The organism is Nocardioides sp. 31GB23 (genome assembly GCF_040012395.1).
GTDB classification, from domain to species: Bacteria; Actinomycetota; Actinomycetes; order Propionibacteriales; family Nocardioidaceae; genus Nocardioides; species Nocardioides salarius.
On record NZ_JBDYKJ010000011.1, the window covers coordinates 60,115 to 86,493 of the forward strand.

The 26,379-nt window shown below is 74.4% G+C and carries 25 protein-coding genes; 10 read left to right on the plus strand and 15 right to left on the minus strand.

The window, feature by feature from the left end:
- Positions 1 to 135: 135 nt before the first annotated feature.
- Positions 136 to 1,794, minus strand: coding sequence for a M28 family metallopeptidase (locus tag ABKW28_RS05230; protein WP_193668223.1), 1,659 nt, complete (start codon positions 1,792 to 1,794; stop codon positions 136 to 138).
- Between the two features lie 153 nt (positions 1,795 to 1,947).
- Positions 1,948 to 2,541, minus strand: a complete 594-nt coding sequence (locus tag ABKW28_RS05235; RefSeq protein WP_193668225.1) for an antibiotic biosynthesis monooxygenase — start codon at positions 2,539 to 2,541, stop codon at positions 1,948 to 1,950.
- 148 nt (positions 2,542 to 2,689) lie between these two features.
- On the opposite strand from ABKW28_RS05235, the gene ABKW28_RS05240 reads away from it, so the two are divergent.
- The 3 genes from ABKW28_RS05240 to ABKW28_RS05250 are packed head-to-tail and all read left to right on the plus strand — an operon-like array spanning position 2,690 to position 5,087.
- A complete protein-coding gene (locus ABKW28_RS05240; protein WP_307822990.1) occupies positions 2,690 to 3,256 on the plus strand; it encodes a sigma-70 family RNA polymerase sigma factor in 567 nt (188 codons plus the stop codon).
- Positions 3,253 to 3,540, plus strand: a complete 288-nt coding sequence (locus tag ABKW28_RS05245) for a zf-HC2 domain-containing protein (RefSeq protein ID WP_348606956.1) — start codon at positions 3,253 to 3,255, stop codon at positions 3,538 to 3,540. Before ABKW28_RS05240 ends, ABKW28_RS05245 begins: the two co-directional genes overlap by 4 nt.
- Positions 3,537 to 5,087: an FAD-dependent oxidoreductase gene (locus ABKW28_RS05250; RefSeq protein WP_348606959.1), complete on the plus strand. Its 1,551-nt coding sequence runs from the start codon at positions 3,537 to 3,539 to the stop codon at positions 5,085 to 5,087. Before ABKW28_RS05245 ends, ABKW28_RS05250 begins: the two co-directional genes overlap by 4 nt.
- A 563-nt stretch (positions 5,088 to 5,650) precedes the next feature.
- On the opposite strand, the gene ABKW28_RS05255 is transcribed toward ABKW28_RS05250, so the two are convergent.
- Genes ABKW28_RS05255 through ABKW28_RS05275 form a run of 5 tightly spaced genes read right to left on the minus strand, consistent with a single transcriptional unit; the run spans position 5,651 to position 10,325 of the window.
- Entirely contained in the window at positions 5,651 to 6,766 is a 1,116-nt protein-coding gene (locus tag ABKW28_RS05255) for an ABC transporter ATP-binding protein (RefSeq protein ID WP_348606962.1), read from the minus strand.
- Positions 6,759 to 7,556, minus strand: a complete 798-nt coding sequence (locus tag ABKW28_RS05260) for an ABC transporter permease subunit (RefSeq protein ID WP_193668236.1) — start codon at positions 7,554 to 7,556, stop codon at positions 6,759 to 6,761. Before ABKW28_RS05260 ends, ABKW28_RS05255 begins: the two co-directional genes overlap by 8 nt.
- Complete coding sequence (locus tag ABKW28_RS05265) at positions 7,553 to 8,413, minus strand: ABC transporter permease subunit (RefSeq protein ID WP_348606965.1); 861 nt, start codon at positions 8,411 to 8,413, stop codon at positions 7,553 to 7,555. The genes ABKW28_RS05260 and ABKW28_RS05265 overlap by 4 nt, the downstream gene beginning before the upstream one ends.
- Complete coding sequence (locus ABKW28_RS05270; RefSeq protein WP_348606968.1) at positions 8,410 to 9,678, minus strand: ABC transporter substrate-binding protein; 1,269 nt, start codon at positions 9,676 to 9,678, stop codon at positions 8,410 to 8,412. Before ABKW28_RS05270 ends, ABKW28_RS05265 begins: the two co-directional genes overlap by 4 nt.
- A complete protein-coding gene (locus ABKW28_RS05275; protein ID WP_348606971.1) occupies positions 9,675 to 10,325 on the minus strand; it encodes a CDP-alcohol phosphatidyltransferase family protein in 651 nt (216 codons plus the stop codon). The genes ABKW28_RS05270 and ABKW28_RS05275 overlap by 4 nt, the downstream gene beginning before the upstream one ends.
- Before the next feature lie 119 nt (positions 10,326 to 10,444).
- Here ABKW28_RS05275 and ABKW28_RS05280 point away from each other — a divergent pair, with 119 nt between their 5' ends.
- Entirely contained in the window at positions 10,445 to 11,926 is a 1,482-nt protein-coding gene (locus tag ABKW28_RS05280) for an MFS transporter (RefSeq protein ID WP_348606974.1), read from the plus strand.
- Positions 11,927 to 11,968: 42 nt separating this feature from the next.
- Here ABKW28_RS05280 and ABKW28_RS05285 read toward each other — a convergent pair whose 3' ends face one another.
- The 5 genes from ABKW28_RS05285 to ABKW28_RS05305 form a co-directional block, all read right to left on the minus strand.
- The gene (locus tag ABKW28_RS05285; protein ID WP_348606977.1) at positions 11,969 to 12,664 is read right to left on the minus strand and encodes a type 1 glutamine amidotransferase domain-containing protein; all 696 of its coding nucleotides are present in this window, start codon (positions 12,662 to 12,664) and stop codon (positions 11,969 to 11,971) included.
- Positions 12,665 to 12,784: 120 nt separating this feature from the next.
- Complete coding sequence (gene purB, locus ABKW28_RS05290; protein WP_193668247.1) at positions 12,785 to 14,215, minus strand: adenylosuccinate lyase; 1,431 nt, start codon at positions 14,213 to 14,215, stop codon at positions 12,785 to 12,787.
- Positions 14,216 to 14,257: 42 nt separating this feature from the next.
- A complete protein-coding gene (locus ABKW28_RS05295) occupies positions 14,258 to 14,776 on the minus strand; it encodes a hypothetical protein (RefSeq protein ID WP_348606980.1) in 519 nt (172 codons plus the stop codon).
- 140 nt (positions 14,777 to 14,916) lie between these two features.
- A complete protein-coding gene (gene purD, locus ABKW28_RS05300) occupies positions 14,917 to 16,179 on the minus strand; it encodes a phosphoribosylamine--glycine ligase (RefSeq protein ID WP_348607004.1) in 1,263 nt (420 codons plus the stop codon).
- A 50-nt stretch (positions 16,180 to 16,229) separates the two neighbouring features.
- Positions 16,230 to 17,513 carry an adenylosuccinate synthase gene (locus ABKW28_RS05305; protein ID WP_193668426.1) on the minus strand — a complete coding sequence of 428 codons (1,284 nt, stop codon included), beginning with the start codon at positions 17,511 to 17,513 and terminating at the stop codon, positions 16,230 to 16,232.
- Positions 17,514 to 17,654: 141 nt separating this feature from the next.
- On the opposite strand from ABKW28_RS05305, the gene ABKW28_RS05310 reads away from it, so the two are divergent.
- Positions 17,655 to 18,581 carry a diacylglycerol kinase family protein gene (locus tag ABKW28_RS05310; RefSeq protein WP_348606983.1) on the plus strand — a complete coding sequence of 309 codons (927 nt, stop codon included), beginning with the start codon at positions 17,655 to 17,657 and terminating at the stop codon, positions 18,579 to 18,581.
- A gap of 18 nt (positions 18,582 to 18,599) precedes the next feature.
- Here ABKW28_RS05310 and ABKW28_RS05315 read toward each other — a convergent pair whose 3' ends face one another.
- Entirely contained in the window at positions 18,600 to 19,592 is a 993-nt protein-coding gene (locus tag ABKW28_RS05315; RefSeq protein WP_193668253.1) for a helix-turn-helix transcriptional regulator, read from the minus strand.
- A gap of 278 nt (positions 19,593 to 19,870) precedes the next feature.
- Between ABKW28_RS05315 and lysS the strand changes: the two genes are divergently transcribed.
- Entirely contained in the window at positions 19,871 to 21,631 is a 1,761-nt protein-coding gene (gene lysS / locus ABKW28_RS05320; RefSeq protein ID WP_348606986.1) for a lysine--tRNA ligase, read from the plus strand.
- A 66-nt stretch (positions 21,632 to 21,697) separates the two neighbouring features.
- Here the strand turns inward: lysS and ABKW28_RS05325 are convergent, their stop codons facing one another.
- Together ABKW28_RS05325 and fbaA are read right to left on the minus strand one after the other, a co-directional pair.
- Entirely contained in the window at positions 21,698 to 22,120 is a 423-nt protein-coding gene (locus ABKW28_RS05325; protein ID WP_348606989.1) for a DUF3151 domain-containing protein, read from the minus strand.
- Between the two features lie 34 nt (positions 22,121 to 22,154).
- Entirely contained in the window at positions 22,155 to 23,186 is a 1,032-nt protein-coding gene (gene fbaA / locus ABKW28_RS05330; RefSeq protein WP_193668257.1) for a class II fructose-bisphosphate aldolase, read from the minus strand.
- A 110-nt stretch (positions 23,187 to 23,296) separates the two neighbouring features.
- Between fbaA and ABKW28_RS05335 the strand changes: the two genes are divergently transcribed.
- The 4 genes from ABKW28_RS05335 to ABKW28_RS05350 all read left to right on the plus strand — a co-directional run bounded on the left by ABKW28_RS05335 (position 23,297) and on the right by ABKW28_RS05350 (position 26,194).
- Positions 23,297 to 23,788, plus strand: coding sequence for a DUF2867 domain-containing protein (locus ABKW28_RS05335; RefSeq protein WP_348606992.1), 492 nt, complete (start codon positions 23,297 to 23,299; stop codon positions 23,786 to 23,788).
- A gap of 58 nt (positions 23,789 to 23,846) precedes the next feature.
- Positions 23,847 to 24,794 carry a PT domain-containing protein gene (locus tag ABKW28_RS05340; protein ID WP_348606995.1) on the plus strand — a complete coding sequence of 316 codons (948 nt, stop codon included), beginning with the start codon at positions 23,847 to 23,849 and terminating at the stop codon, positions 24,792 to 24,794.
- Positions 24,791 to 25,294 (plus strand): SigE family RNA polymerase sigma factor, encoded by a 504-nt coding sequence (locus ABKW28_RS05345; RefSeq protein WP_193668263.1) that lies wholly within the window; start codon positions 24,791 to 24,793, stop codon positions 25,292 to 25,294. Before ABKW28_RS05340 ends, ABKW28_RS05345 begins: the two co-directional genes overlap by 4 nt.
- Positions 25,295 to 25,423: 129 nt before the next feature.
- A complete protein-coding gene (locus ABKW28_RS05350; RefSeq protein ID WP_348606998.1) occupies positions 25,424 to 26,194 on the plus strand; it encodes a septum formation family protein in 771 nt (256 codons plus the stop codon).
- Positions 26,195 to 26,379: the final 185 nt, after the last annotated feature.

Sequence of the window (26,379 nt, forward strand, 5' to 3'; positions counted from 1 at the left end):
GGCGGGATGTTGAGGTCGGCGCTCACCTGCCCAGCCTAGGGCCGCCTCGCGCACGGCGGCGGGGCCGGCCCGGAGGATCGCTCCTCCGGACCGGCCCCGCCGGTGCTGCTGGGTGGTGCCGGGTGCTGCTGGGTGTCAGCGACGCAGCTCGTCGCGGTGGTCGTGCGCCGGGTGCAGCTCGGCGTTGCGGGCCGCCTCCTGGGCCGCCTTGCGCTCCGAGCCGCTGGGACGCGGCTCGGGCGAGGGCGAGCCCTCGCCGAGACCCTCGGTGCTGACGGCGTACGTCGCCACGGAGTGGGCGATCGCGTCGGACATCTCGTCGATCGCGTCCATGCTCACGTTGTCGCGGTCGTCGCACTCGGCGTGGTAGCACGGGTCGTAGGCGACGCCGGCCTCTCCGCCGTAGACGGCCGCCTGCTCCTCGGTCTTGACGCCCTCGGCGCCGGTGAACAGACCACCGGACGGGATGTCGACGCCCTCGACGATGAACGGGCCGTAGTCGGAGCGCCCGCTGAACGGGGTCGCCTCGGAGGGCAGGTCGACGCTGGCGAAGTAGTCGTTGAACATCGCCTCGATGTCGTCGGAGCCGGCCGGGCCGACCGCGCCGCCACCCTCGGAGTTGTCGCCGTCGTAGACGAAGCGCACGTAGTTGGGCGAGCCGACCATGTCGAAGTTGAGGTAGAGGGCGATCTCGTCGATCTCCTCCTGGCTCAGCTCGGCGACGTAGTGCTCGGAGCCGAGCAGGCCCAGCTCCTCGGCGCCCCACCAGGCGAAGCGCACCTGGTTGGTCAGGCGGCCCTTGCCCTTGCCCTTGGCCTTCTTGCCGTGGCCCTTCTTCTTGCCCTTCTTGTCGAACTTCGAGAGCTTGAGCGCCGTCTCGAGGATGCTCGCCGAGCCGGAGCCGTTGTCGTTGATGCCCGGGCCCTCGGGCACCGAGTCGAGGTGCGAGCCGACCATCACGACGTTGTCCTTGTCGCCACCGCGGGTCTCGGCCAGGACGTTGAAGGTCTCGCGGAGCTCGGAGGTGGTGTCGGCGGTGAGGGTGACCTCGGTGCCGGCCGGGTCGTAGAGGTCCTGGCCCACGGCGAAGGAGGTGCCCACGACGGGGATCTCGTAGCCGGGCTGGCCCAGGGTGCCGGCGAAGGAGGCGGTGTTGCCCTCGGTGCCGGAGTTGAAGATGATCACGCCCGTCGCGCCGGCGTCCTGCGCGTTGAGGGCCTTGAGGCCGAAGGCGCAGCCGCCGCGCTGGATGAGCGCGATCGAGCCGGCGACGAAGTCGGTGAAGTCCTCGGCCTCGCAGCCGCTGGTGCCCGCACCGGCGGTCGCGGTGGTGTCGACCGCCTGGAGCGCGCCGCTGGCCTCGCCGGAGCCCGAGTAGGTCATGGTGGAGAAGTCGTCGGGCGTGGTGTACGTCGTGGCGTCGGGCGCGGTCTGGGCCAGCGTGGCCGGTGCGTTCTCGACGAAGTAGGGGAACTCGAAGGCCTGGACCTCGGGCGAGTAGCCCGCGCGCTCCAGCGTGCGCACGAGGTAGCGCACGCTGGCGTTGTAGCCCGGGGTGCCCGACGCGCGGTTGCCGTCGAACTTGTCGGAGATCTCCTGGAGCTTGTCGAGGTGCTCCCCGATGCCCTCCGCCTTGACCCGCTTGGTCAGCTGCTTGGAGAGGTCGAAGCCCTTGTCCTTCGGCTTCCCCCGCTCGGCGGTCTGGACCGTGGTGGTGGCGTCGTCGGCGTTGGCGGTGAAGCCGACGCCGCCGGCGACGAGTGCTGCGGCCGTGGTGACGGCCAGTGCCGGCACAGCGGCACGGGACAGTGAACTGAGACGCACGTGTTCCTCCGAGAAGTCCGCCCGCACCTCCGGCTGATCCGGGGCGGGCCTGTCGTGTGCGCGTCACCCTAGATGCGTGTGACCCAGCCCACAAGAGGCCACGCCGAGATACTGACCCCTCGTTCAGTCGCCGCGCGCGGAGCGCCGCCACGGGGGCGGCTGGCCCTGCAGGAACCACTGCATCTTGCGCGTGATCCAGGGCAGGGCCGCGTAGGTCATCACCGGGGTCATCACCAGCACCGTCAGCAGGATCCGCAGCGGCAGGGCGACGTCGGCGACGTACGACCCGGTGCCCCAGTTGACCAGGAGGCTGAGCGGGTAGAAGACCAGGAAGATGGTCATCGCCTGCTTCCAGCGCGGCGGGGGCGACGGGTTGAGCCGCAGGTCGCGCACGTCGCGGCTGGTGGGCTCGTCGAACCACCCCTCGATGCCCGTACGCCGCTCGACGCGGGACTCGCGCACCCCCAGGCCGACGGCCGCGTCGCGCCACCACTCCCGCTCGTGCGAGCCCTCCCAGCGCGCGAGCGCCTCGGCGTCGGCGAAGCGGTAGAGCATGTGCCAGGTCTCGGAGTCGGCCTCGGGGCGCACCCAGCCGGCGCCCAGGAAACCGGGGAAGCGCTGGGCCAGCGCCGTGCCCGCCTGCAGCCAGCTGGCCATCTCGGCCTCGCGGCCGGGGTCGAGGTGCCGGGTGATCGAGACGGTGACGGGGGCACTCATGCCCCGGATCCTCCCGGTGCCGCGCCCGGGCGCCAAACCGGGTGTGCGCGCCGCGACAGGATGGTGGGACGGGGTGGTGCGTCAGGATGGGGTGGTGGTGGCCGGGCGAGACGGGAAGGAACCCGAGGGCCCAGCGGGTTCCGGGGACGTGACCCCCACCGCCGCGCCCACCCTGCACGGGGGGACGGCGCGCGCCGAGGCCTTCGCCCGCTGGGTCGAGCCGGAGGTCGAGGTGCTGCTGCGGGTGGCGCACACCCTCACCGGGTCGTGGAGCGACGCCGACGACGTCGTGCAGGACACGCTGGTGCGGGCCTGGGGCGCGGTGGACCGCTTCGACGGACGCCACCCCCGGGCCTGGCTGCTGACGATCCTGCGGCGCACCCACCTCAACAGCCTGCGCCGCAGCCGTCCCGACCTGGTCGACGACGACGTGCTGGCCCGGCACCGGCCGGCCTTCGGCGTCGCGCACGCCTCGTCCCCCGAGCAGCTCGTCGACGACAACGCCTTCGACGCCGACGTGGTCGCCGCGATGGGCTCGCTGGGCGAGCAGTTCCGCCGGGCGGTGCTGCTGGTCGACGTCGACCACCTGACCTACGACGAGGCCGCGGCCGTGCTCGACGTGCCGACGGGCACCGTCGTCTCGCGCGTCAGCCGCGGCCGCTCCCGCCTGCGGGCCGCGCTGGCCCACCGCCGACCCCCAGGAGGCACCCGGTGACCGGCAGGATGCAGGGCCCCCGCTCGATGCTCGAGTGCTGGTGGCCGGGCCGGGTGCTCGACCGCTACGTCGAGCAGCGGCCCGCGACCCCGCTCACCCCCGCCGAGCGCGACCGGCTCGAGCGGCACCTGGCGGTGTGCGAGCGCTGCGCCACCTCGGCCGCCGAGCGACGCCGCGTGCTCGCGGCCCTCGACCGGCTCGGTGACCACCACGCCCCGCCCCCGGCGTCGCTGCGCCGGGCCCACGACCTCGTCCGCGACCTGACCGACGGAGACCCCCGATGACCTCTCCCGCCGCCTCGACCGCCCCCTCGACCGCCCCGCCGACCGCCGCGCCCGGCGTACGCCGCTCGGACCCGCTGACCACGCCCGACGGCGCACCATGGGACCTGGTGGTCGTCGGTGGCGGCACGGCCGGCCTGGTGGCCGCGCACACCGCGGCCGGGTTCGGTGCCCGCACCCTCCTGGTCGAGCGGCACCGCACCGGCGGCGACTGCCTGTGGACCGGCTGCGTGCCCAGCAAGGCGCTGCTGGCCGCCGCGCACGCCGCCGCGGCCGCCCGGCGCGCGCCGCGCCTGGGCGTGCACGTGGGCGACGTGCGGGTCGACTTCGCCGCGGTGATGCGCCACGTGCACGACACCATCGCGCGCATCGAGCCGGTCGACTCCCCCGAGCGGCTGCGCGGGGCCGGCGTCGCGGTGGCCCACGGCGACCTGACGCTGACCGGCCCGCAGAGCGCGGTGGTCGACGGCGAGCCGGTGCGGTTCGCGCAGGCGCTGCTGGCCACCGGCTCCTCCCCCAGCGTCCCGGGCGTCCCCGGCCTGGCGGAGGCGTCGCCGCTGACCTCCGACGACGTGTGGGACCTCGCGGAGCTGCCCGGGCGGCTGCTGGTGCTGGGCGGCGGCCCGATCGGCTGCGAGCTGGGCCAGGCCTTCGCCCGGCTGGGCAGCCGGGTGAGCGTGGTCGAGGCGGGCCCGCGCGTGCTGGGGCCCGAGGACGCGCACGCGGCCGCCCTGGTGCGCGCCGCGCTGCGCGCCGACGGGGTCGACCTGCGCGAGGACGTCTCGCTCGAGCGCGTCGAGGGCGTGCCCGGCGACCTGGCCGCGCACCTCTCCGACGGCAGCGTGCTGCACGTCGACCGGGTGCTGGTGGCGGTCGGTCGCACGCCCGGCACCCACGACCTGGGTCTGCGGGCCGCCGGGGTCGAGGTCCGCGAGAGCGGCCACGTGGTGGTCGACGGCGCGCTGCGCACCACCAACCCCCGCATCTGGGCGGCCGGCGACCTCACCGGCCACCCCGCCTTCACCCACGTGGCCGGCATGCACGGCAGCCTGGCCGCCTCCAACGCGGTGCTGGGGCTGCGCCGCAAGGTGCGCCTCGACACCATCCCCCGGGTCACCTACACCCAGCCCGAGGTGGCCTCCTTCGGCGTCGGCACCGAGACCGACGACCCGTCGCACACGGTGCACCGCGTCGACGCCACCGAGGTCGACCGCGCCGTCGCCGAGGGCGACACCGACGGGGAGGTCGCGGTGGTGCTCGACGGCCGCGGCCGCCTGGTGGGCGCCCGCGTGGTCGGTCCCCGGGCCGGGGAGGTGCTGGCCGAGCTGACCCTGGCGGCGCAGGCCGGCGTCAGCCTGCGCACCGTTGCCGGCACCATCCACCCCTACCCCGCCTGGAGCGACGGCGTCTCCAAGGCCGCCGTCGCCCGCACCCGCGAGGAGCTGGCCCGGCCGGTGCCGGCGACCGTCACCCGGGTCCTGGCGCGGGGTCGGCGTCGGTGGGTGCAGCACCGCGCGTCCGCCGCTGGCGCCACACCCCCAGCACGGTGAGCAGCACCAGCGCGGCGATCGCCAGCAGGAACGGCGCCGACAGCCACGTAGACGGCCGAGCCGGGCACGATGCCCAGCACCGTGGCGGCGGCGTACGAGCGGGTGCTCACCGAGGTCAGTCCGAAGGCGTAGTTGGCGGGTGCTGAAGGGCACCAGCGGGACCAGCCGCGCCAGCAGCACGGTCGCGAAGCCGTTGTCGCGCACGCGCTCGTCGAGGCTGGCGAAGCGCTGCCCGGTCAGACCGCGCACGGCGTCACGGCCCAGCACCCGGCTCAGCGAGAACGCGGCGACGGCGCCGACCACCGCGGCACCGAGCACGGCGACCAGGCCGGTGCCGAAGCCCAGCAGCAGGCCGCCGAGCACCGTCATCACCGCGGTCGGACCGGCCGGCAGCAGGCTGATGGCGGCGTAGGCCGCCACGAACGCCGGCACCGCCCACCCGCCGAGCCCGTCGAGGGTCGAGCGCAGCTCGGCCTGGCTGGGCAGGCCCACGCTCAGCTGCAGCACCACCGCGGCGACCACCAGCGCCAGCAGCACGCCGGCCTTGAGCAGCACGCCGCGGCTCACCGCTCCCCCTCCAGCACGTGGCAGCGCTCCGGCGCCAGCACCAGCCGGGCCGCGGCTCCGGGGGCCACCGCCGAGCCGACCGGCAGGTGGGCACGCAGGGGGGTGCCGTCGGCCAGCGCCGTCTCGACCACCAGGTGGGTGCCGGCGAAGCGGACCTCCTTGACCGCGACCCCCACGTCGTACGCCGCCGGCGCGGCGTCGCCGGCCAGGGCGAGCGTCTCGGGGCGGACGACGAGCACCGCCGGGCCGGTCGGGGCGCCGGTGGGCACCACCAGCGTGCCGTCGCGGCTGGTGAAGCGGCCGCCCGCCACCTCGCCGGGCAGCTCGTTGACGGGGCCGAAGTAGCGCGCGGTGGCCAGGGTGTCGGGGCGGGTGTAGACCTCCTCGGGCGTGCCGGCGCCGACGACGCGCCCCCGGTCGAGGACGACGACCCGGTCGGCGACGTCGACGGCCTCGTCGCGGTCGTGGGTCACGAAGAGGGTGGTCACCCCGAGCTCGTCGTGCAGGCGCCGCACCAGCCCGCGCATGTCGCCGCGCAGCTCGGGGTCGAGCTGGCTGAACGGCTCGTCGAGCAGCAGCACCCGCGGGCGGCGCAGCAGCGCGCGGGCCAGCGAGACCCGCTGCTCCTGCCCGCCGGAGAGCTCGTGCGGGCGGCGGGCGCCGAGGTCGTCGAGGCGCACCCGGCGCAGCATGTCGCGCACCTCGGCCCGCTCGTGGGCGCGGGACGCACCGGCCATCCGCAGGCCGAAGCCGACGTTGCGGGCCACGTCGAGGTGCGGGAAGAGCAGCGGCTTCTGCAGCACCAGACCGACCGGGCGGCGCTCGGGCGGGGTGGCGAGCACGTCGACGTCGTCGATGCGCACGCTGCCGGCGTCGGGCCGCTGCAGGCCCGCGAGGACGGCGAGCGTGGTGCTCTTGCCGCAGCCCGAGGGGCCGAGCAGCGCGGTGAAGCTGCCGGGCTCGAGGTCGAGGTCGAGCCCGTCGACGGCCGTGGTGGGCCCGAAGCGGACCACCAGGTCGCGCACCGCCACCCGGGCGGCCGGCCCGGAGGCCGGCCGGTCGGCGGCGTCGCGCTCGTGGTCGTGGTGGTGGTCGTGCCGGCGCCTACGCACGGGAGACCCCCATCCAGGCGACGTCGCGCCCGGCGACCCGGGTCACCGCGAGCACCAGCAGCACCGGCGGCGCCACCACCAGCAGGCCGAGCGCGGCGGCCGCGGTGCGGTCGGAGGACTCGATGGCCGAGAAGAGCAGCAGCGGCAGGGTCGTGACCCGGCCGCCGCCGACGAGGAGGGTCAGCACGTACTCGCTCCAGGAGATGAGGAAGGTCAGCAGGAAGGCGGTCACCAGCGCCGGGCGCAGCAGCGGCAGGCTCACGTGGCGCAGGGTCGCCACCGGGCCGGCGCCCAGCACCCGGGCCGCCTGCTCGTGGTCGGTGTCGAGGTCGGCGTGGGCGGCGGCGAGCAGGCTGGCGGCGTAGGGCACGGTCGGCACCAGCTGGACCAGCACCACCCCGGCGACGGTGTCGGCGAGCCCGTAGCGGATGAAGAAGACCTGCAGGCCCAGGGTGACCGCCAGCGGCGGCACGATGATCGGGGCCAGCAGCAGGAACTGCACCAACCGGCGCCCGCGGAAGCGGTGCAGGCCCAGCGCCCGCCCGGCCGGCAGGCCCACCAGGCAGGCCAGCAGGGCCACGCTGGTGGAGACCAGCACGGACGTGCCCAGGGCCGCCAGGACGCCGTCGCCGAGCAGCAGGCGCAGCCCGCGGGCGCTCAGCTCGGGCGGCAGCAGGGCGGGGTAGCGCCAGGCGCCGGCGACGGCCCACAGCACGACCGGCACCATCGGCAGCACGGTGACCACCGCGACGACGGCGACCGCCGCGCCGCGCCAGGGACTGCGCTTCACAGCGACCGCCTCGCCAGGCCGCCGACGAGCCGCAGGTAGGCCAGCGCCGCCAGCGTGGTCAGCAGCGCGATCAGCACGGCCAGGGCCATCGCCTCGGGCCGCGAGGTCAGGTCGATGTCGCGGTAGCGCTGGAAGGCCTCCACCGACAGCGTCGTCGGGTAGGGCCGCCCCAGCAGCCGGGGCACCTCGTAGGAGGCGGTCACGAAGGCCAGCACCAGCACCGACGCGGCCGCGACCGGCGGGGCCAGCACCGGGAGCGTCACCTCGCGCAGGCGCTGCCAGCGCGAGGCGCCCAGCGTCGCGGCGACGTCCTCGAGGTCGCCGACCCGGCGGCCCAGCGCGGCCAGCGCCACGACGGCCACGAAGAAGGTCTCCTTCCACGTGTACTCCGCGATGATCCCCCAGCCGAAGGCGTCCTGGGTCAGCGCCGGCACGTCCTGCACCGAGTCCACCAGGCCGAGCCGGTACGCCGCGCGCGAGAGCAGGCCGGAGGGGGCCAGCAGCAGGCCGATCGCCAGCGCCCCCACCAGGTGGGGCACGGCCAGCGTGCCGTGGAACAGCACCGCGAGGCGGCGGCGCCCGCCCAGGCGGCGTACGAGCAGGGCCAGGGCGGTGCCGAGCACGGCGGCGGCAGCGGTGGAGATCAGGGAGACGCGGGCGGTGAGCAGCAGCGAGGCGTGCACCGCGGGGTCGGCGAGCACGCGGCGGTAGGCGTCGAGCGACCACTGCGACTCCCCCACCACGGGGGCGAAGCCGAGGCTCTGCAGCACCGCCTGCAGCACCCCGCCGACGACGAAGACCCCGACGACCAGCAGCGCGGGAGCCAGGAGCAGGGCGATGCGCAGGCGCGGGCTCATCCCTCGCCCCGCAGGACCCGTGCCCTCCAGTCGTCCTCGATCCGGGCCAGGGTGGCGCTGTCGAGCTCGGGCAGCGCGTCGGCGGTGAGCTCCTCGGGGCTCAGCACCGAGGGCCCGGCGTCGACGGCGGCGAAGCGCTCGGCGAGGGCGGGCTCGACGGTGTCGAGGTCGATGACCGGGAAGATGCCGGTGGCCTCGTAGAGCCCGAGCTGGACCTCGGGGTCCTGGAGCACGTCGGCCAGGACCATCGCGCCGGCACGGTCCTCGGCGTTGGCGGGCACCCCGAGGAAGCTGACGTTGGAGATGTTGCCGACCGAGAGCACCGTCTCGCGGGTGCTGCCGGGGAAGACGCCGTCCTCGACGAGGCTGCTCACCGCGCCGGGGCCGTAGGTGAGGAAGGCGCTGATCTCGCCGTCGGCGTAGAGCTTCTCGACCTCCTCCTGGCTCACCGGGTAGGTCTCGCCGCCGCGCCAGAAGCCGTCGGCGGCGTCGAGCAGCCGGTCGAAGGTCTCGTCGCGGGCCTGCTCGTAGACGTCGTCGTCGAGGCCGCCGGCCTCGGCCGCCGCCGTGACGGCCTCGGCGCCGAGGGCGTCGTAGAGGAAGGTGCGCACCGCCATCGAGCCGGTGAAGTCGGGCGGGGCGGGGTGGGTGAAGCGCCCCGGCTCGCTCGCGGTCCAGGCCAGCAGCGACTCGACCGACTCCACGTCGGCCGCGTCCAGCACCGCGCTGTCGTAGACCAGCGCCGAGCTGGCCTGCTGCCAGGCGGCCTCGCAGCCCTCGACCGGCACCCCGAAGTCGGTGGCCACGGCCGGGTCGTCGAGGTCGACGTGCTTCGCGTTGGGCAGGTCGGCGGTCCAGCCGCAGGCCCACAGGTCGGCCTGCACCCCGGTGGCGAAGTTCTCGCCGTTGACCCAGATCGCGTCGACCGAGCCGCCCGAGGTGCGCCCGGCCTGCTGCTCGCCGAGCACCTTGTTGACCGCCTCGGCGGTGTCGGTGATCTTGACCTGGTTGAGGCTGACCCCGAGCTCGGCGAGCCGGTCGGCGACCTCGCCGTTGACGAAGTCGTTGAGCCGCTGGTCGCCGCCGTACATGTACCAGTCGACGCTCTGGCCCTGTGCCTCGGCGAGCACGGCGTCCCAGTCGGAGGCGTCGACCGCGGCGGCCTCGTCGGGCTCGCCGCCGCACGCGGAGGCCACCAGGGCCGTGACCGCCAGGGCAGCCGTCAGCAGCAGGGGTCGGCCTGGGCGGCCGGCGGGGCGGGTCACGGGGTCTCCTCGGGAAGCGTCTCGGAGGTGGTTCGGAGCGGACGCGGAGCCCGGATGCCCAGGCTCCGGACACCCAGCCCGATGCGCTGCAGCGCGGTGAGGGCGACCATGGCGGCGAAGACCCACAGCACGGTCTCGGCGTGGGCCGGCAGCAGGCACAGCACGGCGTAGGCCAGCACCGTCTCGGTGCCCTCGGCCAGTCCGCCCACGAAGAGCACCGAGCGGCCGTCCCCGCGGGCTCCACGCTTCTCCAGCAGCGGCGCCAGGGTCAGGAACGCGGTCCCGGAGACGTAGTAGGTCAGCAGCAGCACCAGGCAGGCCAGGCGTGCCTCCGGCACCGCGACGCCCACCGCGAGCACGAAGCCGCCGTACACGCTGAAGTCGGCGAGCAGGTCGAGGAAGCCGCCCAGGTCGGTGGCGCCGTGGCGACGTGCCAGCGGCCCGTCGAGGCCGTCGAGGGCCCGGTTGGCCAACCACAGCACCAGCGCGGTCGACCAGTGCGAGGTGGCCACGGCGACGCAGGCGGCGATGCCGACCAGCCAGCCGAGACCTGTCACGGCCAGCGGGCGCACCCCCAGCCGGTCGAGGCCGGCCGCGGCGGCGTCGAGGCCGGGCGCGATGACGCGGCGCACGGGGGCGTCGAGCACGGCGGGTCCTCCGGGTCCTGGATGGGCATGTCCTGGACCGGGAACCCGGTGGGACCCCGGCCATCATCCCGGGCCGGCCCACCCCCCGGGGTCTGGGGTGGTAGGTCAGGCTGGAGGGCATGGTCGAGCACCAGGAGTCCCCGCGCGCGGCGGACGCCCTCGCGCCCTGGTCGGGTGGCGACGGCGGCGACGAGCCCGACCCCCGGCGCTGGCGGATCTTCGCGGTCTCGCTGGTCGTCGGGTTCATGGCGCTGCTCGACGTCACGATCGTCAACGTGGCGATCCCCTCGATCCAGGAGGGCCTCGACACCTCCACCGGCACCGTGCAGTGGGTGGTCTCGGGCTACGCGCTGAGCTTCGGGCTGGTGCTGGTGACCGGAGGCCGGCTCGGTGACGCCTACGGGCGCCGGCTGCTGCTCCTGGTCGGGCTGGGCCTCTTCGTGCTCACCAGCGCAGCGGTCGGGCTGGCGCCCAACGTCGAGCTGGTGATCCTGGCGCGGCTGCTGCAGGGCGCGGCCGCGGGCCTGCTGACCCCGCAGAACTCGGGGCTGATCCAGGAGCTCTTCTCGGGCCGCGAGCGGGGACGCGCCTTCGGGATCTTCGGACTGACGGTCTCGGTCTCCGCGGCCCTCGGCCCCGTGCTGGGCGGGCTGATCATCTCGCTCTTCGGCGAGGAGGACGGCTGGCGCTGGATCTTCCTGGTCAACGTGCCGATCGGGCTGGCGGCGCTGGTGGCGGTGCTGCGGCTGGTGCCGCACACCCACCCGCGCGAGGCCGGCGAGGCCCGCCCGCGCCTGGACCCGCTCGGCTCGGTGCTGCTGGGCGTGGCGGTCCTGCTGCTGCTCTACCCGGTGGTCCGGGCCGAGAGCGGCAACTACCTGTGGCTGCTGGGGCTCCCGCTGGTGCCGGTGGTCATCGCGGTCTTCGTGCGCTGGGAGCACCGCGTCGTACGCCGCGGCGGCGCGCCGCTGCTCGACGTCGCGCTGCTGCGCCGTACCCCCGGCTTCGCCAACGGCATCGCGGTCGGCACCCTCTACTTCACCGGGTTCACCGGGCTGGTGCTGGTGCTCTCGGTCCACCTGCAGACCGAGATGGGCCTCGCTCCGCTGACGGCCGGGCTGCTGCTGACCGGCTTCGCGGTCGGCTCGGCGATCTCGGCGCCGCTGGCCGGGCGGGTGGTCACCACGGTGGGCCGCCAGCTCAGCGTCGGCGCGCTGGTGACGGTGGTCGCGGCGGTCCTGGCGATGGCGGTGCTGGTGCCGGGCCGCGAGGGTGGGGCCTTGTGGGCGCTGCTGCCGCCGCTGCTCTTCGTCGGCGGCCTCGGCGGCGGCGCGGTGATCTCGCCCAACTTCACCCTGACCCTCGACCAGGTGCCACCGCGGATGGGCGGCGCGGCGGGCGGGGCGCTGCAGACCGGTCAGCGCATCGGCTCGGCCGTCGGCTCGGCGCTCGGGGTCACCGCCTACACGGTGGCGCTGGGGCTGTGGGGGCCGGAGGCTGGGCTGCGCACAGCGTTCCTGACCTCGGCCGCGCTGGTGGCGCTGGCGCTGGTCGCAGCCGTCGTGGCCCTGCGCGACGAACGCGCCGGCCGCGAGGCGTGAGCCTCGCGACCGGCGCGTCCGGGCGCTCAGGTGCGGGTCGGCTCAGGAGCCGATGGCCTCGAGCATCCGGCGCGCCAGCGGGCCCGAGGAGGCGGGGTTCTGGCCGGTGAAGAGCGAGCGATCCACGACGACGTTCTCGCTCCACGGCTCGGCCTCCTCGAAGTCGGCACCCAGGGCGACGAGGCGGTCCTGCAGCAGCCAGGGCGCGCCGTCGGCGAGCCCGGCCTGGGTCTCCTCGGCGTTGGTGAAGCCGGTGAGCCGGTAGCCGGAGAACGGCGAGCCGCCCTCGCCCTCGGTGGCCAGCAGCGCGGCCGGGGCGTGGCACACGATGCCCAGGGGCTTGCCCGACTCGAGGGTTTGCACCAGCAGGCGCGCGGAGTCGGCGTCGCCGGAGAGGTCCTCCATCGGGCCGTGGCCGCCGGGGTAGAAGACCGCGTCGTAGGCGGTCGGGTCGACCAGCTCGAGCGACTCCGGGGAGCGCAGCTGCTCGATGTCGTCGATCGCCTGGCGCAGCGCGTCGGCGTTCTCCTGGCCGCCGTTGGCCTCCGCGGCCAGGCTGCCCTCGTCGACGACCGGCGGCACGCCGCCCGGGGTGGCGACGACGACCTGGTGGCCGGCGCCGGTGAAGACCTGGAAGGGCGCGACGAGCTCCTCGGCCCAGTAGCCGGTGGGGTGCTGGGTGCCGTCCTTGAGGGTCCAGTGGCGGGCGCCGGTGACGACGAAGAGGATCTTGCTCATGGGGTTGCTCCTTCTGCGAGGCAGGTGGTGCGTACCCCGTCCCAACCCCGCGCCCCGCGGCGCCCATTCCTGACGCGGGGGTGAGGCCGGCCTCAGGGCCGCGTCAGGAGCGGACGACGGTCAGAGGATCGCGCCGGGTGCGTACGCCGCCGCGGCCGGGTGCTGCTCGGCGAGCGCGGCCACGCGGCGTACGACGGCCTGGGTCTGGGCGACCGCGGCGCCGGTGAAGGCGATCGGCTCGGCGACCAGGCTCTCGAGCTGCGCCTCGGTGAGCCCGAGCCGCTCGTCGGCGCCGAGCTTGGCGAAGACGTCGTTGTCGGCCTGGCCCTGGCGCATCGCCAGCGCCGTGCCCACCGCCGCCTCCTTGATGGCCTCGTGGGCGCTCTCGCGGCCCACCCCGTTGCGCACCGCGGCCATCAGCACCTTGGTGGTGGCCAGGAAGGGCAGGTAGCGGTCGAGCTCGCGCTGGATCACCGCGGGGAAGGCGCCGAACTCGTCGAGCACGGTCAGGAAGGTCTGGAAGAGCCCGTCGACGGCGAAGAACGCGTCGGGCAGCGCCACCCGGCGGACCACGGAGCAGGAGACGTCGCCCTCGTTCCACTGGTCGCCGGCGAGCTCGCCGACCATCGAGAGGTAGCCGCGGGTGACGACGGCCAGGCCGTTGACGCGCTCGCAGGAACGCGTGTTCATCTTGTGCGGCATCGCCGAGGAGCCGACCTGGCCCTCCTTGAACCCCTCGGTGACGATCTCGTTCCCCGCCATCAGCCGGATCGTGGTAGCCAGGTTGGAGGGGCCGGCGGTGAGCTGGACGAGCGCGGAGAGCACGTCGAAGTCGAGGCTGCGCGGGTAGACCTGGCCCACGCTGGTCAGCACCCGCTGGAAGCCGAGGTGGCCAGCGACGCGCTGCTCGAGGTCGGCGAGCTTGTCCTCGTCGCCGTCGAGGAGGTCGAGCATGTCCTGCGCGGTGCCCATCGGGCCCTTGATGCCGCGCAGCGGGTAGCGGCCGAGCAGGTCCTCGACCCGCTCGAGGCTGACCAGCATCTCGTCGGCGACGCTGGCGAAGCGCTTGCCCAGCGTGGTGGCCTGCGCGGCGACGTTGTGGGAGCGGCCCGCCATCACGGTGGTCTCGTGCTCGGCGGCCAGTCGCCCCAGACGGGCCAGGGTGGCCACCGCCCGGTCGCGCAGCAGCTCGAGCGACTGCTTGACCTGCAGCTGCTCGACGTTCTCGGTGAGGTCGCGGCTGGTCATGCCCTTGTGGATCTGCTCGTGCCCGGCCAGGGCCGAGAACTCCTCGATGCGCGCCTTCACGTCGTGGCGGGTGATCCGCTCGCGCGCGGCGATCGAGCCCAGGTCGACGGCGTCGACGCCCTGGGCGACCACCCGCTCGTACGCCTCGACGACCCCGTCGGGCACCGCGATGCCCAGGTCGCGCTGCGCCTTGAGCACCGCCACCCACAGCTCGCGCTCGAGCACGATCTTGTGCTCGGGCGACCAGATCTGGGCCAGGTCGGCGGCGGCGTAGCGGGTGGCGAGGACGTTCGGCACGGTCACGGGCACAGTGTCTCGCACCCTCGCGACCGGCGGGGCCCTGGCCTACGCGAAGGCTGCCCCGTGGAACCTCCAGGGTCGACCCGGCCCGGTCGGCAGCCGCCGTCCGCGGAAGGACTCGAACCACGACGTGGGCTCGACCAGGTCGAGGCGGCAGGTGTCGCGCCGCCCTCGCGCCGTCCCCTCCCCGTGGGTGTCGACGATCCCGGCGCCGTCCGTCACGAAACCACCCGTCGCGGCCACCATCGGGAGCTGACCATCGGCTTGTGCCACCCGGCTGATCTCGAGGCGGGCGTACAGCGGAAGCGTCCACGCGTCTCGAAGCTGATCCGCGCTCCGACGGGCCACGAGGAGCCCCGACGGACACACCTCGTCGACCTCTGCCCAGGACAGGACCGGACGGCGCATCAGATCCTCCACGCGCTCGGAGTCGAAGAGCAGTGCTGCACTGGTGCGCAGGGGCTCTCCGGCCAACCCGGCGTCCAGGACCTGCCGTGCCTGGCGAGGGCCGATACCCAGGGAGCGCAGGCGCTCGGTCGCTGCGCGCTGGGTGAGGAGCTGCATCTGGTCACGCTAGGCGACCGTCGGGCGACGCGCAGCGTGCCTGACGCCGGCTGTGGACAGTGGCCCTGCGCGCCCTTTGCAGAGGGGCACGCGTGTGCCCCTCTGCAAAGGGCTCGGCGCAGGCGTTGGCCTGGGACGGGTCAGTCGGTCGAGGCGGCCCTCAACGCGATGTCGGTGCGGTGCTGGGCACCGTCGAAGGAGATCGCCCCGACGCCGTCGTACGCCGCGGCGCGGGCCTCGGCCAGCGAGTCGCCCGTCGCGACCACGGCGAGCACGCGCCCGCCCGCAGTGACGACCTGGTCATCGACCAGCGCGGTGCCGGCATGGATGACGTGCACGTCGGGCAGCGCCTCGGCGGCCTCCAGGCCGCTGATGACGTCACCCTTCGACGACGACTCGGGGTAGCCGGCGCTGGCGAGCACCACGCCCACGGCCGAGCCGGGGCGCCACTGCGGAGCGGGCACGTCGGCGAGGGTGCCGGTGGCCGAGCCGAGCAGCAGCGGCGAGAGCGGGGAGTCGAGCAGCGCCAGCAGCGGCTGCGTCTCGGGGTCGCCGAAGCGGGCGTTGAACTCGACGACCCGCACGCCTCGGGAGGTGAGCGCCAGGCCGGCGTACAGCAGGCCGGTGAAGGGGGTGCCGCGCCGCGCCATCTCCTCGACGGTGGGGCGCAGCACCGTGGCCAGCACCTCGTCGACGAGTCCCTCGGGCGCCCACGGCAGCGGCGTGTAGGCGCCCATGCCGCCGGTGTTGGGGCCCTCGTCGCCGTCACGGATCCGCTTGAAGTCCTGGGCGGGCTGCAGCGGGTGCACGACCGCGCCGTGCTCGTCGTCCCAGCCGCAGATCGCGAAGAGCGAGACCTCGGGGCCGTCGAGGAACTCCTCGACCAGCACCCGCTCGCAGCCGGCGGCGTGGGCGACGGCCTCGTCACGGTCGGAGGTCACCACGACGCCCTTGCCGGCGGCCAGGCCGTCGTCCTTGACGACGTACGGCGCCCCGTGGGCGTCGAGCGCGGCCGCGACCTCCTCGGCGGTGGTGCAGCTGGTGGCGGCGGCGGTCGGCACGCCGGCGGCGGCCATCACGTCCTTGGCGAAGGCCTTCGAGCCCTCCAGCTGCGCCGCAGCCGCCGAGGGGCCGAAGACCGGGATGCCGCGCTCGCGCACGACGTCGGCGACGCCGGCCACCAGCGGCGCCTCGGGGCCCACGACCACCAGGTCGGCGCCGAGGCGCTCGGCGAGGTCGGCCACGGCTGCGCCGTCCATCGGGTCGACGTCGTGCAGCTCGGCGACGGCCGCGACACCGGGGTTGCCGGGAGCGCAGTGCACCGCCGCGACGCCCGCGTCGTGGGCCAGGGCCCGCGACAGCGCGTGCTCTCGGCCACCGGTGCCGATCACGAGGACGGTCAGGGGGCCGGTCGGCACGGTCGCGGAGGGGGTGCTCACGGGCCCTGATGCTCTCAGATCAGCGGGTGCACGACCACGGTGGCCTCACGGTCCGGACCGACGCCGACCGCGGAGATCCGCGCCCCCGACAGCTCCTCGACCCGGCGCACGTAGTCCTGCGCCGCCTGCGGCAGGTCGTCCATGGTGCGTGCGCCGCTGATGTCCTCGCTCCACCCGGGCAGGTACTCGTAGACCGGGGTCGCGTGGTGGAAGTCGGTCTGGTTGACCGGCATCTCGTCGTGGCGGACCCCGCCGACGTCGTAGGCCACGCAGACCGGGACCTGCTCCAGCCCGGTGAGCACGTCGAGCTTGGTGAGCACGAAGTCGGTGACCCCGTTGACCCGGGCGGCGTAGCGCGCGATCACGGCGTCGTACCAGCCGCAGCGGCGCTGGCGACCGGTCGTGGTGCCGAACTCGGCGCCGACGCTGGCCAGGTGCGCGCCGAGCTCGTCGAAGAGCTCGGTGGGGAACGGACCCTCGCCGACGCGGGTCGTGTAGGCCTTGACGATGCCGATGACCTGGTCCATCCGCATCGGCGGGATGCCCGAGCCGGTGCAGGCACCGCCGGCGGTCGCCGAGGAGGAGGTGACGAAGGGGTAGGTGCCGTGGTCGACGTCGAGCAGCGTGGCCTGGCCGGCCTCGAGCAGCACGGTCTCGCCGCGGTCGAGCGCCTGGTTGAGCAGCAGCCCGGTGTCGGCCACCATCGGGCGCAGGCGGTCGGCGTACTGCAGCAGCTCCTCGAGCGTCTCGTCGACCGAGGGGGCGCGGCGGTTGTAGATCTTGGTCAGCACCTGGCCCTTGAGCTCGAGGGCGCCCTCGATCTTCTGGCGCAGGATCTTCTCGTCGAAGATGTCCTGGACGCGGATGCCGATGCGGTTCATCTTGTCGGCGTACGTCGGGCCGATGCCGCGCCCGGTGGTGCCCAGGCGGCGCGAGCCGAGGAAGCGCTCGGTCACCTTGTCGACGGTGCGGTTGTAGTCGGCGATGACGTGGGCGCTGGCGCTGACGACCAGCTTGCTGGTGTCGACGCCGCGGGCCTCGAGGCCCTCGATCTCCTGGAAGAGCACGTTGAGGTCGACCACGACGCCGTTGCCGATGACCGGGGTGCAGCCGGGGGTGAGGATGCCGCTGGGCAGCAGGTGCAGGGCGTACTTCTGGTCGCCGATGACGACCGTGTGCCCGGCGTTGTTGCCGCCGTTGAACTTCACGACGTAGTCGACGCGCGAGCCGAGGAGGTCGGTGGCCTTCCCCTTGCCCTCGTCGCCCCACTGGGCACCGATGATGGCGATCGCGGGCATCTGCTCGCTCACTCTCCTCGAGAAATCGAAGGACCCCGGCACAAGCGCACCGGGGCCTCTTGCGGCGTCACGCTACCAAAACGGCCCACCCGCTGCCCTTTCGCCGCGTCCCGTCCCGGGTGGCGGATAGGGTCACCGGCGATGGAACCCCTGCTCGTCATCAAGAACAGCGACGCGGGCACCGCCGACGAGCAGACGCTCGAGCGGGGCCTGGCGGTCCTGCGCGCGCGCACCTCCGTCGAGGTCGCCGGCACCTCCGACCCGGGCGAGCTCAACGGGGTGCTGCACCGCGCCGGCTCGCGGCGCATCGTCGTCGCCGGCGGCGACGGCAGCCTGCACGCCGTCGTCTCCGCGCTGCACCGGCGCAACGAGCTCAGCGACCGCACCCTGGCGCTGCTCCCGCTCGGCACCGGCAACGACTTCGCGCGCGGCAACGACATCCCCCTCGACATCGAGGAGGCGGCCCGCGTGGTCCTCTCGGGCGAGCCGCGACCGGTCGACCTGGTGGTCGACGAGGTGGGCGAGGTGGTCGTCAACAGCGTCCACGTCGGCGCGGGCGCCCAGGCCAGCCGCCGCGGGGCGCGCTGGAAGGAGCGGCTGGGCTCGATCGGCTACCAGAAGGTCAACCTCGGCAAGCTCGGCTACCCGGTCGGGGCCGCGCTCGCCGCGTTCCGGCCCCCGTTCGTGCGCCTGCACGTCGAGGTCGACGGCCGCAGCGTCGTGGGCTTCGACCAGCCGGTGCTGATGGTCGCGGTCGGCAACGGCTCCAGCGTCGGCGGAGGCACCGACCTGGTGCCCGACGCCGACACCGAGGACCGCCGCCTCGACGTGATGATCTCGCGCTCCATCGGCCCGGTGGCGCGCTTCGGCTACGTCGCCGGGCTGGTGCGCGGGCGCCACCCCGAGCGCGACGACGTCATCTGCCTGCGCGGCAGCGAGGTGTCGGTCTCGGGCGAGGAGTTCTGGTGCGCCGCCGACGGCGAGGTCTACGGCCCGGAGCGGCGCCGCACCTGGCGCCTCGAGCCGGCGGCGTACTCGATGGTGCTGCCGCGACGTCACCCCTCCTGAGCGGCCGGCAGCGAGTCCTCAGAGCCAGCCGCGGCGGGCGGCCTCGACCCCGGCCTGGAAGCGCGAGTCGGCGCCCAGCTCGGCGAGCAGCTCAGCCACCCGGCGGCGCACGGTGCGCAGGCTGACGCCGAGGCGGCGGGCGATCTGCTCGTCCTGCGCGCCGGAGGCCAGCTGCTCGAGGAGGAACTCGCGCATGTCGGGGACGCTGTCGCGGGTGCCGTCGAGGTCGAGGGGCACCGCGCGGTCCCACATCGACTCGAACCACAGCGTCATCGCCTCGACCCAGCCCTGCTGGCGCACCAGGGTGCGCGGCTCGTCCATGAAGCCCAGCGGCTCGGGCAGGATCACGTGCGTGGTGCCGATGATGATCATCCGGGTCGGCAGGTCGGGCAGCAGCCGGATCTGCTCGCCCACCTCCGAGCGCAGCCGCAGGGTGTCGGGGACCTCGCTGACCGCGCGCACCGGGTAGATCGCCCGCGACTGGCGCCCGCTGCGGATCGCCTCGTGGACCAGGTGGGCCATCGCGTCCTCGCGCGGCTTGCGGAACTGGTCGGGGCGCAGCCAGAGCATGTCGCCGCGGCTCTCGCGGATCAGCGCGGTCAACAGCTCGACCGGCTGGCCGCCCGAGCTGATCTCGCCGTCGATGGGCTCCACGTCGAGCACGTCGATCGGACCCGGGCGCGCGTTGCTGCCGCTGAGGTAGGGGATCGCCTCGGCCACCGCGCTCAGGCGGGCGTGCGCGGCGGCCGCCGACTCCGCGGTCGAGGCGACCATCCGTCCCACCACCTCGGCGGGAGAGGCCACGAAGAGCCGGGAGTCCTCCAGGGTCACGATGCCCCGCTCGCGCAGCGGCGCCAGGTCGCGCAGCAGCTCCTCGGGGGTCTGCAGCAACGAGGCGGCCACCCAGACCAGCTCGCGACCCGACTGCGGCAGGACCCGGTGGTAGGCGCGGTCGGCGTTGCGCGAGAAGCCCAGCGCACTGATCACCGAGGGGTAGCTGGACCGCACCATCGACACATCCTACTAGCAGCCCTGGCAACTTGGTGCCAGCGACAGGTACGCCGCGACTGGCAGGCACCGGTCAGTACACACTGTCCCCATCGGTGCCCCGCCGTCCTCGGTCGGGGTCCGGAGCCTCACGACATCGGGGGATGACGTCGCTCCGACCACCGTGCAGGAGGCGCCGGGGCTGCCACAGGGGACGGCCCCGGCGCTCTCTGCGGCACGACGCCACGTCTCCGGTAGCGTTGCCGCGCCACAGCACCCACGACGCAGGAGCTCCCCACCCCATGGCACGAGGCGGCGACGCACGCGGTACCGACCGGCCCGACAGCACCGGCCCCACCGACTGGGTCACCCGGGCCGCGGACGACGCGATCCGCCACGCCGGCGGCGAGGAGGCGGTCCGCGCGGAGGGCCGCACCATCACCTGCGCCTCGGGCGCCAGCCCGTCGGGCCCGGTCCACCTGGGCAACCTGCGCGAGTTCCTGACCGTGCACTTCGTGGCCGAGGAGATCCGCCGGCGCGGGCTGCCGGTGCGCCACCTGCACAGCTGGGACGACTACGACCGCTTCCGCAAGGTGCCCGCCGGCGTCGACCCGTCCTGGGCCGACCACATCGGCCGCCCGCTCTCCGCGGTGCCCGACCCGTGGCAGTGCCACGCGTCGTGGGCCGAGCACTTCAAGGAGCCGCTGGTCGCCAGCCTCCACGCGATGGGCGTGGAGATGGAGGAGGTCTCCCAGACCGAGGCCTACCGCCGCGGCGACTACGTCGAGCAGGTGCTGCAGGCCGTGGCGCACCGCGACCGCATCGAGACCATCCTGGGCCGCTACCGCACCAAGGCCGCCCCGGTCGCGGAGTCCGAGCAGGAGGCGGCCGCGCTGGCCGACTCCGTCGTCGAGGACGACGAGGCCACGGGCGCAGGCGACGCGCCCGACCGCGCCGGGCACCTGGCCCGGTTCCCCTACAAGCCCTACTGCCGCGAGTGCGGACGTGACACGACGACCGCGACGGCCTACGACGACGAGAGCGCCGACCTCGCCTACTCCTGCACGTCCTGCGGCTTCGAGGGCGTCACCAACCTGCGCACCGACCACGAGGGCAAGCTGGTCTGGAAGGTCGACTGGCCGATGCGCTGGTCGGTCGAGGGCGTCGACTTCGAGCCGGGCGGGGTCGACCACGCCAGCCCCGGGTCGTCGTACACCGTGGGCAAGGAGGTCGTGAAGGCCGTCTACGGCGCCCGCGCGCCGTCGTTCGTCGGCTACTCCTTCGTGGGGGCCGGCGGCCAGGTGAAGATGTCGTCCTCGCGCGGCGGGGTGCCGACCGCCGCCGACGCGCTGCAGATCCTCGAGGCGCCGGTGCTGCGCTGGCTCTACGTGCGCCGCCAGCCCAAGCAGGCCTTCAACGTCGACTTCGGCCCCGAGGTGGTGCGCCTCTACGACGAGTGGGACTCCTTGACCCGCAAGGCGAACGACCCGGCCAAGCGCGACGCCCAGGTGCTGGCCTACGAGCGCGCCTCGGCCACGGCCGCCGCCGGCACGCTGCCCACGCCGGCCGTGGTGGTGCCGTTCCGGCTGCTGTCGTCGGTGGCCGACGTGACCGCCGGCAGCGCCGAGCTGGTCAGCCGCATCGTCGGCGACGTGGGCCACGAGCACGACTCGGTCGCCGACCTCGAGCCGCGCCTGAGCCGGGCGATGACCTGGATGTCGGAGTACGTGCCCGAGACCGAGCGCACCACGGTGCGCCCCGAGCCCGACACCGCCCGGCTCGCCGCGCTCGACGAGGACGAGGAGCGGTGGCTGCGCCACCTCCTCGACCGGCTGCCCGACCGCCTCGAGCTCGACGAGACGACCGCGCTGATCTACGGCGTGCCCAAGCTGGCGCGCGGCCTGGGCCTCGACGACGCCCCCACCGACGAGGTGAAGGCCGACCAGAAGGCGTTCTTCCGGCTGCTCTACCAGCTGCTGGTCGACGCCGAGCGCGGCCCGCGGCTGCCCACGCTGTTCCTCGCGCTGGGCGCCGAGAAGGTGCGCAGCCTGCTCACCCCCTGACGACGGACGCCGAGCCGGCTCGTGCGAACGAGCCGGCCCGGCGTCGCGGGCGTGGGCCGGGTGGCCTCAGGCGTCGGCGACCAGCTCGTCGTACGCCGTCTGGCTGGAGTCGCGCAGGAAGTCGCGGCAGCGCTCCCACTCGTCGCTCTCGCCGATGCTGCGCGCGGCGAGCGCGAGCAGGGCCAGGCACATCAGGAAGCCGCGGTTGGGCTCGTGCTCCCACGGGACCGGGCCGTGGCCCTTCCAGCCGTTGCGGCGCAGCATGTCGAGGCTGCGGTGGTAGCCGACGCGGGCGTAGGCGTAGACGGTGATCGCGTCCTCCTGCGCCTCGGCGGCCGCACCGGCGAGCGCCGCCCACGCGAAGGGCGAGGCCGGGTGGGTGCGCGCCACGTCCATGCGGTCGCCGCCGTCGGCCAGCAGCGCCTGGGCGGGGTCCTCGGGGAGGTGGGTGGGGGGCGGTCCTGCCATCAGGTCCTGTCCGATGTCCATGCCCTGCATGGTGCCACCCACCTCCTCCGGGGCCTCAGGCCAGGGCGCGCCCGGCGGAGCGCAGGTTCTCGCAGGCCTCGACGACACGGGCCGCCATCCCGGCCTCGGCCGCCTTGCCCCACGCCCGCGGGTCGTACTGCTTCTTGTTGCCGACCTCGCCGTCGACCTTGAGCACGCCGTCGTAGTTGCGCAGCATGTGCTCGGCGACGGGACGGGTGAAGGCGTACTGGGTGTCGGTGTCGACGTTCATCTTCACCACGCCGTAGTCGACCGCCTCGGCGATCTCCTCGGCGCTGGAGCCGGAGCCGCCGTGGAAGACCAGGTGGAAGGGCTTGGAGCCGGGCTCGAGGCCGAACTCGCCGACGACGGCCTCCTGGGCGTCCTTGAGCACGCTGGGACGCAGCTTGACGTTGCCGGGCTTGTAGACGCCGTGCACGTTGCCGAAGGTCAGGGCGGTCATGTAGTAGCCCCGCTCCCCGTGGCCCAGGGCCTTGGCGGTCGCGATCGCGTCCTCGCGGGTGGAGTAGAGCTTGTCGTTGATGGCGTTCTCGACGCCGTCCTCCTCGCCACCGACCACGCCGACCTCGATCTCGAGGATGATCTTGGCCTCGATGCACCGCTCGAGCAGCTCGGCGGCGATGGAGAGGTTCTCCTCCAGCGGCACGGCCGAGCCGTCCCACATGTGCGACTGGAACAGCGGCGCCTCGCCGCGCTGCACCCGCTCGCGCGAGATCTCGAGCAGCGGCCGCACGAACCCGTCGAGCTTGTCCTGCGGGCAGTGGTCGGTGTGCAGCGCGATGTTGACCGGGTAGGCCTTGGCGACCTCGGCGGCGTAGGCCGCGAAGGCGACCGAGCCGGTGACCATGTCCTTCACGCCCGGCCCGGAGAGGTACTCCGCACCTCCGGTCGAGACCTGGATGATGCCGTCGGAGCCGGCGTCGGCGAAGCCCTTGAGGGCGGCGTTGAGGGTCTGCGACGACGACACGTTGATGGCGGGGAAGGCGTAGCCGCCGGCCTTGGCGGCGTCCAGCATCTCGGCGTACTTCTCGGGCGTTGCGATCGGCACTGCAGGCTCCTGGGTCGCGGGCGTGGGTGGTCCGGCCAGCCTAGTGGAGCGCGGCCCCGGGCGTCCCGGGCCGCCGGGCGGGTGTGCCCGGGCGACGTACGCTCCGGAGGATGGAGCGGCGCACGAGCTGGGGCAGCACCACGCGCAGCAGCCGGGTGCGCCTGGACGCCGAGCACGCCTGGGCCCTGGTGGCCTCGGCCCGCGCCGGCCCGCAGTGGTACGTCGACGCCGCGCCGTTCGTCTTCCGCGGCGCCGTCGACCGGTTGACCCTGGGCCGTGGGCGCCGGTGGCCGGTGCCCGACCGCCCGGTGCTGCGACCCGGCGACACCGCCGGGTTCTGGCGGGTGCTGGAGGCCGGGCCGGTCGAGGAGGGGCACCACCTGCTGCTCGAGGCGGCGTTGCGTGCCCCGGGCACGGTGCGGCTGAGCACGCTGGTCACGCCGGAGGGCCCGCACTGCTGCCGGGTCGCGCAGACGGTGACCTTCACGCCGGCGGGGCTCCTGGGGCGGGCCTACCTGCTCACCGACGTGCCCGCGCGCGAGACGCTCATGGAGCTGGTGCACCGGCGGGTCCTGCGCGACCTCGGGCGCGCCGCCACCTGATCACCGGGTCGGCGCGGCACCATGACAACCGATCGGCCACGAGATCCGTAGACAGGGCATGGACGAGCACACGAGCAACGAGCGCGACCTCTCCCGCCGCTTCGACGCCTCCTTCGGCGACGGGCCCCCTGGCGCGCCGGTCGACGAGGTCGTCGCCGCCGGGCGCGGGGCGCTGCGGCGCCGCCGCGCCGCGACCTGGGGCGGTGCGCTGGCCGTGCTGGCCGTCGTCGGCCTCGGCGGGGTGCTGGCCCAGACCGGCGCCCCGGGCGGCGGGGACGAGCTGGTCGCCGGCGGGACGAGCGACTCCGCGTCGGCCCAGCCCAGCGACGAGCCCAGCGACGAGCCCAGTGATGGGCCCAGTGATGGGCCCAGTGACCAGCCCAGCGCCGAGACCGAGCCGCCGTCGTACTCCACCGACGCGCCCGCGTCGTGGGGCAAGGGACAGCTCGCCGGGTACGTCGGCGACGAGGTCGTGGTGCGTGAGGGCCTGACGGTGACCGAGGTCGCCGAGGACCCGCTGGGCCTCGAGCCGGCCGTCTCCTCCACGGCCCTGGCGATCGAGGAGACCGACGGCAAGCGGTCGTGGCGCTACCTGCTGTGGACCGACGGCGAGAAGCCGCGCCACTCCCAGGAGAGCTCGACCGTGCCGGCGTGGAGCTTCGAGGAGTGGCTCGAGGCGTACGCCGTCGACACGGTCGAGACCATCGGCCGCGACCTGGTGACCTTCGGGCCGGGCGAGACGCTCGAGGCCGGCGCGGGCACCACGATCCTCGAGCAGCGCCGCGACCCCGACCTGCCGGCGCCCTTCGCCCCCGCCTCGGCCCGCACCGCCGTGGCCCAGGTCGAGCGCGACGGGCTGACCTGGTTCGTGCTGGCCCGCGAGCTCGAGGGCGAGCGCGACTACGTCGCCACGCCGCTGTCGGCAGAGACCGGCGACGACCTCGACTCGTTCCTCGAGCTGGCCACCGAGCGCTACGCCGACCAGGGCGGCACGGGCATGCAGTGAGCCGCGACAGCGAGTTCAGCGCCTTCGTGGCCGCCCGGCGCACCCACCTGCGCCGGGTGGCCTACGCGTGCTGCGGCGACTGGCACCGCGCCGAGGACCTCGTGCAGACCTCGCTGGTCAAGCTGTACGTCGCCTGGCCGCGGCTGCACCGCGACGGGCGCGAGGAGGCCTACGCCCGGCGCATCATCGTGCGCGCCGACGTCGACGAGCGCCGGCGGCCCTGGCGCCGCGAGGTCCCGTCGTCGCGGGCCGGCGAGACGCTGCACGGGGCGGGCGAGCCGGCCGCCGAGACCGGCCCGGGCCTGGAGGAGCGCAGCGAGCTCTTCGCCGCCGTGCAGGCGTTGCCGGCGCAGCAGCGCAAGGTGGTCGTGCTGCGGCACTGGCTGGGCCTCTCGGTCGCCGAGACCGCCGAGGAGCTCGGCATCTCCGAGGGCACCGTCAAGAGCCACTCCTCGCGCGGGCTCGCCGCCCTGCAGCGCACCCTGACCACCTCCGACTGACCCGCGACCGGCCCGCGCGCGCTCCCGGGGCGCGCTCCCGGTCGGCGAAGCGGTGCCGGCGGGGGCCACGTCCTACGATGCGCCTCGCGCCGGACCTCGGCGTCCTGTGCTCCTGTCGAAAGGTCCGTCGTGCTCCGCCCTGCCCGCGCGCTCGTCGCCGCGCTCTCCCTGTCCCTGCTCGTGCTGGCTCCCGCCACGGCCTCCGCCGCGGGCACCACGACCGACCCGACCGAGCCTGCCGAGCCGACTGGGGACCCGATGGCCGGCGCCCCGGCGGTCGGCACCTGCTACCAGCTCACCTACGACGAGCTGATGGCCGTGTCCACTCCGGCCGAGCCCGTCGACTGCGGCACCCGCCACACCGCACAGGTCCTCGACGTGCGCACCTTCCCGGAGGGCCTCGACTGGGACAGCTCGCCGAAACGGCTCGACCGCACCGCGGTGAAGGCCTGCCAGGCGTCCTTCTCGGGGGTCGTCAAGGACGACCCGCTGCTGCGCGCGCGCACCGTGGTCCAGTTCGCCTACTTCTACCCCGACGCCGCCGAGCAGGAGGCCGGAGCCCGCTGGTTCCGCTGCGACATCACGCTGCGCGCCGGCGAGAAGATGCTGCCGCTGCCCGCGGAGCTGTCACGGGTGCAGCGCGCCGGACGCATCACCGACGCCCTGGGCCGGTGCCTGACCAAGAAGCTCGCCTACACCTCGTGCGCCAAGCCGCACCGCTACGAGCACTCCGGCGCCCTGCGGGTCACCGATGTCCGCGGACGCACCGCCCAGCGGCAGCTGTCCGAGGCGGCCGCACGCGGCTGCCCGCGACGTACCCGGGGCCGCGACTGGGCCTGGTCCGCGACGCCGGGGCCGAAGAAGCGCACGTACGTCGTCGTCTGCTACCAGCGGGGTTGAGCACCCGGCCGGCCGGCTGGAGTTCGCGCCGGGTCGGCGGGAAGTGGCGCCGGGTCGGCGGGAAGTGGCACCGGCTCGGCGGGGTGCCGGAGGGGTCGTGGCGTCACCTCCGCGGCAAAGGCGCGTTGTAGGAGCAACCCCGCCCACCGCGACCCGCCAGGAGATCGACGATGACCCGCCGACCC

Coding starts and splice junctions, on each gene's coding strand:
- ABKW28_RS05250 (WP_348606959.1), top strand. CDS start 3,537: ATGACCTCTCCCGCCGCCTCGACCGCCCCCTCGACCGCCCCGCCGACC.
- ABKW28_RS05340 (WP_348606995.1), top strand. CDS start 23,847: ATGGACGAGCACACGAGCAACGAGCGCGACCTCTCCCGCCGCTTCGAC.
- ABKW28_RS05335 (WP_348606992.1), top strand. CDS start 23,297: ATGGAGCGGCGCACGAGCTGGGGCAGCACCACGCGCAGCAGCCGGGTG.
- ABKW28_RS05285 (WP_348606977.1), bottom strand. CDS start 12,664: ATGAGCAAGATCCTCTTCGTCGTCACCGGCGCCCGCCACTGGACCCTC.
- ABKW28_RS05325 (WP_348606989.1), bottom strand. CDS start 22,120: ATGGACATCGGACAGGACCTGATGGCAGGACCGCCCCCCACCCACCTC.
- ABKW28_RS05280 (WP_348606974.1), top strand. CDS start 10,445: ATGGTCGAGCACCAGGAGTCCCCGCGCGCGGCGGACGCCCTCGCGCCC.
- ABKW28_RS05235 (WP_193668225.1), bottom strand. CDS start 2,541: ATGAGTGCCCCCGTCACCGTCTCGATCACCCGGCACCTCGACCCCGGC.
- ABKW28_RS05310 (WP_348606983.1), top strand. CDS start 17,655: ATGGAACCCCTGCTCGTCATCAAGAACAGCGACGCGGGCACCGCCGAC.
- ABKW28_RS05315 (WP_193668253.1), bottom strand. CDS start 19,592: ATGGTGCGGTCCAGCTACCCCTCGGTGATCAGTGCGCTGGGCTTCTCG.
- ABKW28_RS05265 (WP_348606965.1), bottom strand. CDS start 8,413: ATGAGCCCGCGCCTGCGCATCGCCCTGCTCCTGGCTCCCGCGCTGCTG.
- lysS (WP_348606986.1), top strand. CDS start 19,871: ATGGCACGAGGCGGCGACGCACGCGGTACCGACCGGCCCGACAGCACC.
- ABKW28_RS05295 (WP_348606980.1), bottom strand. CDS start 14,776: ATGCAGCTCCTCACCCAGCGCGCAGCGACCGAGCGCCTGCGCTCCCTG.
- ABKW28_RS05305 (WP_193668426.1), bottom strand. CDS start 17,513: ATGCCCGCGATCGCCATCATCGGTGCCCAGTGGGGCGACGAGGGCAAG.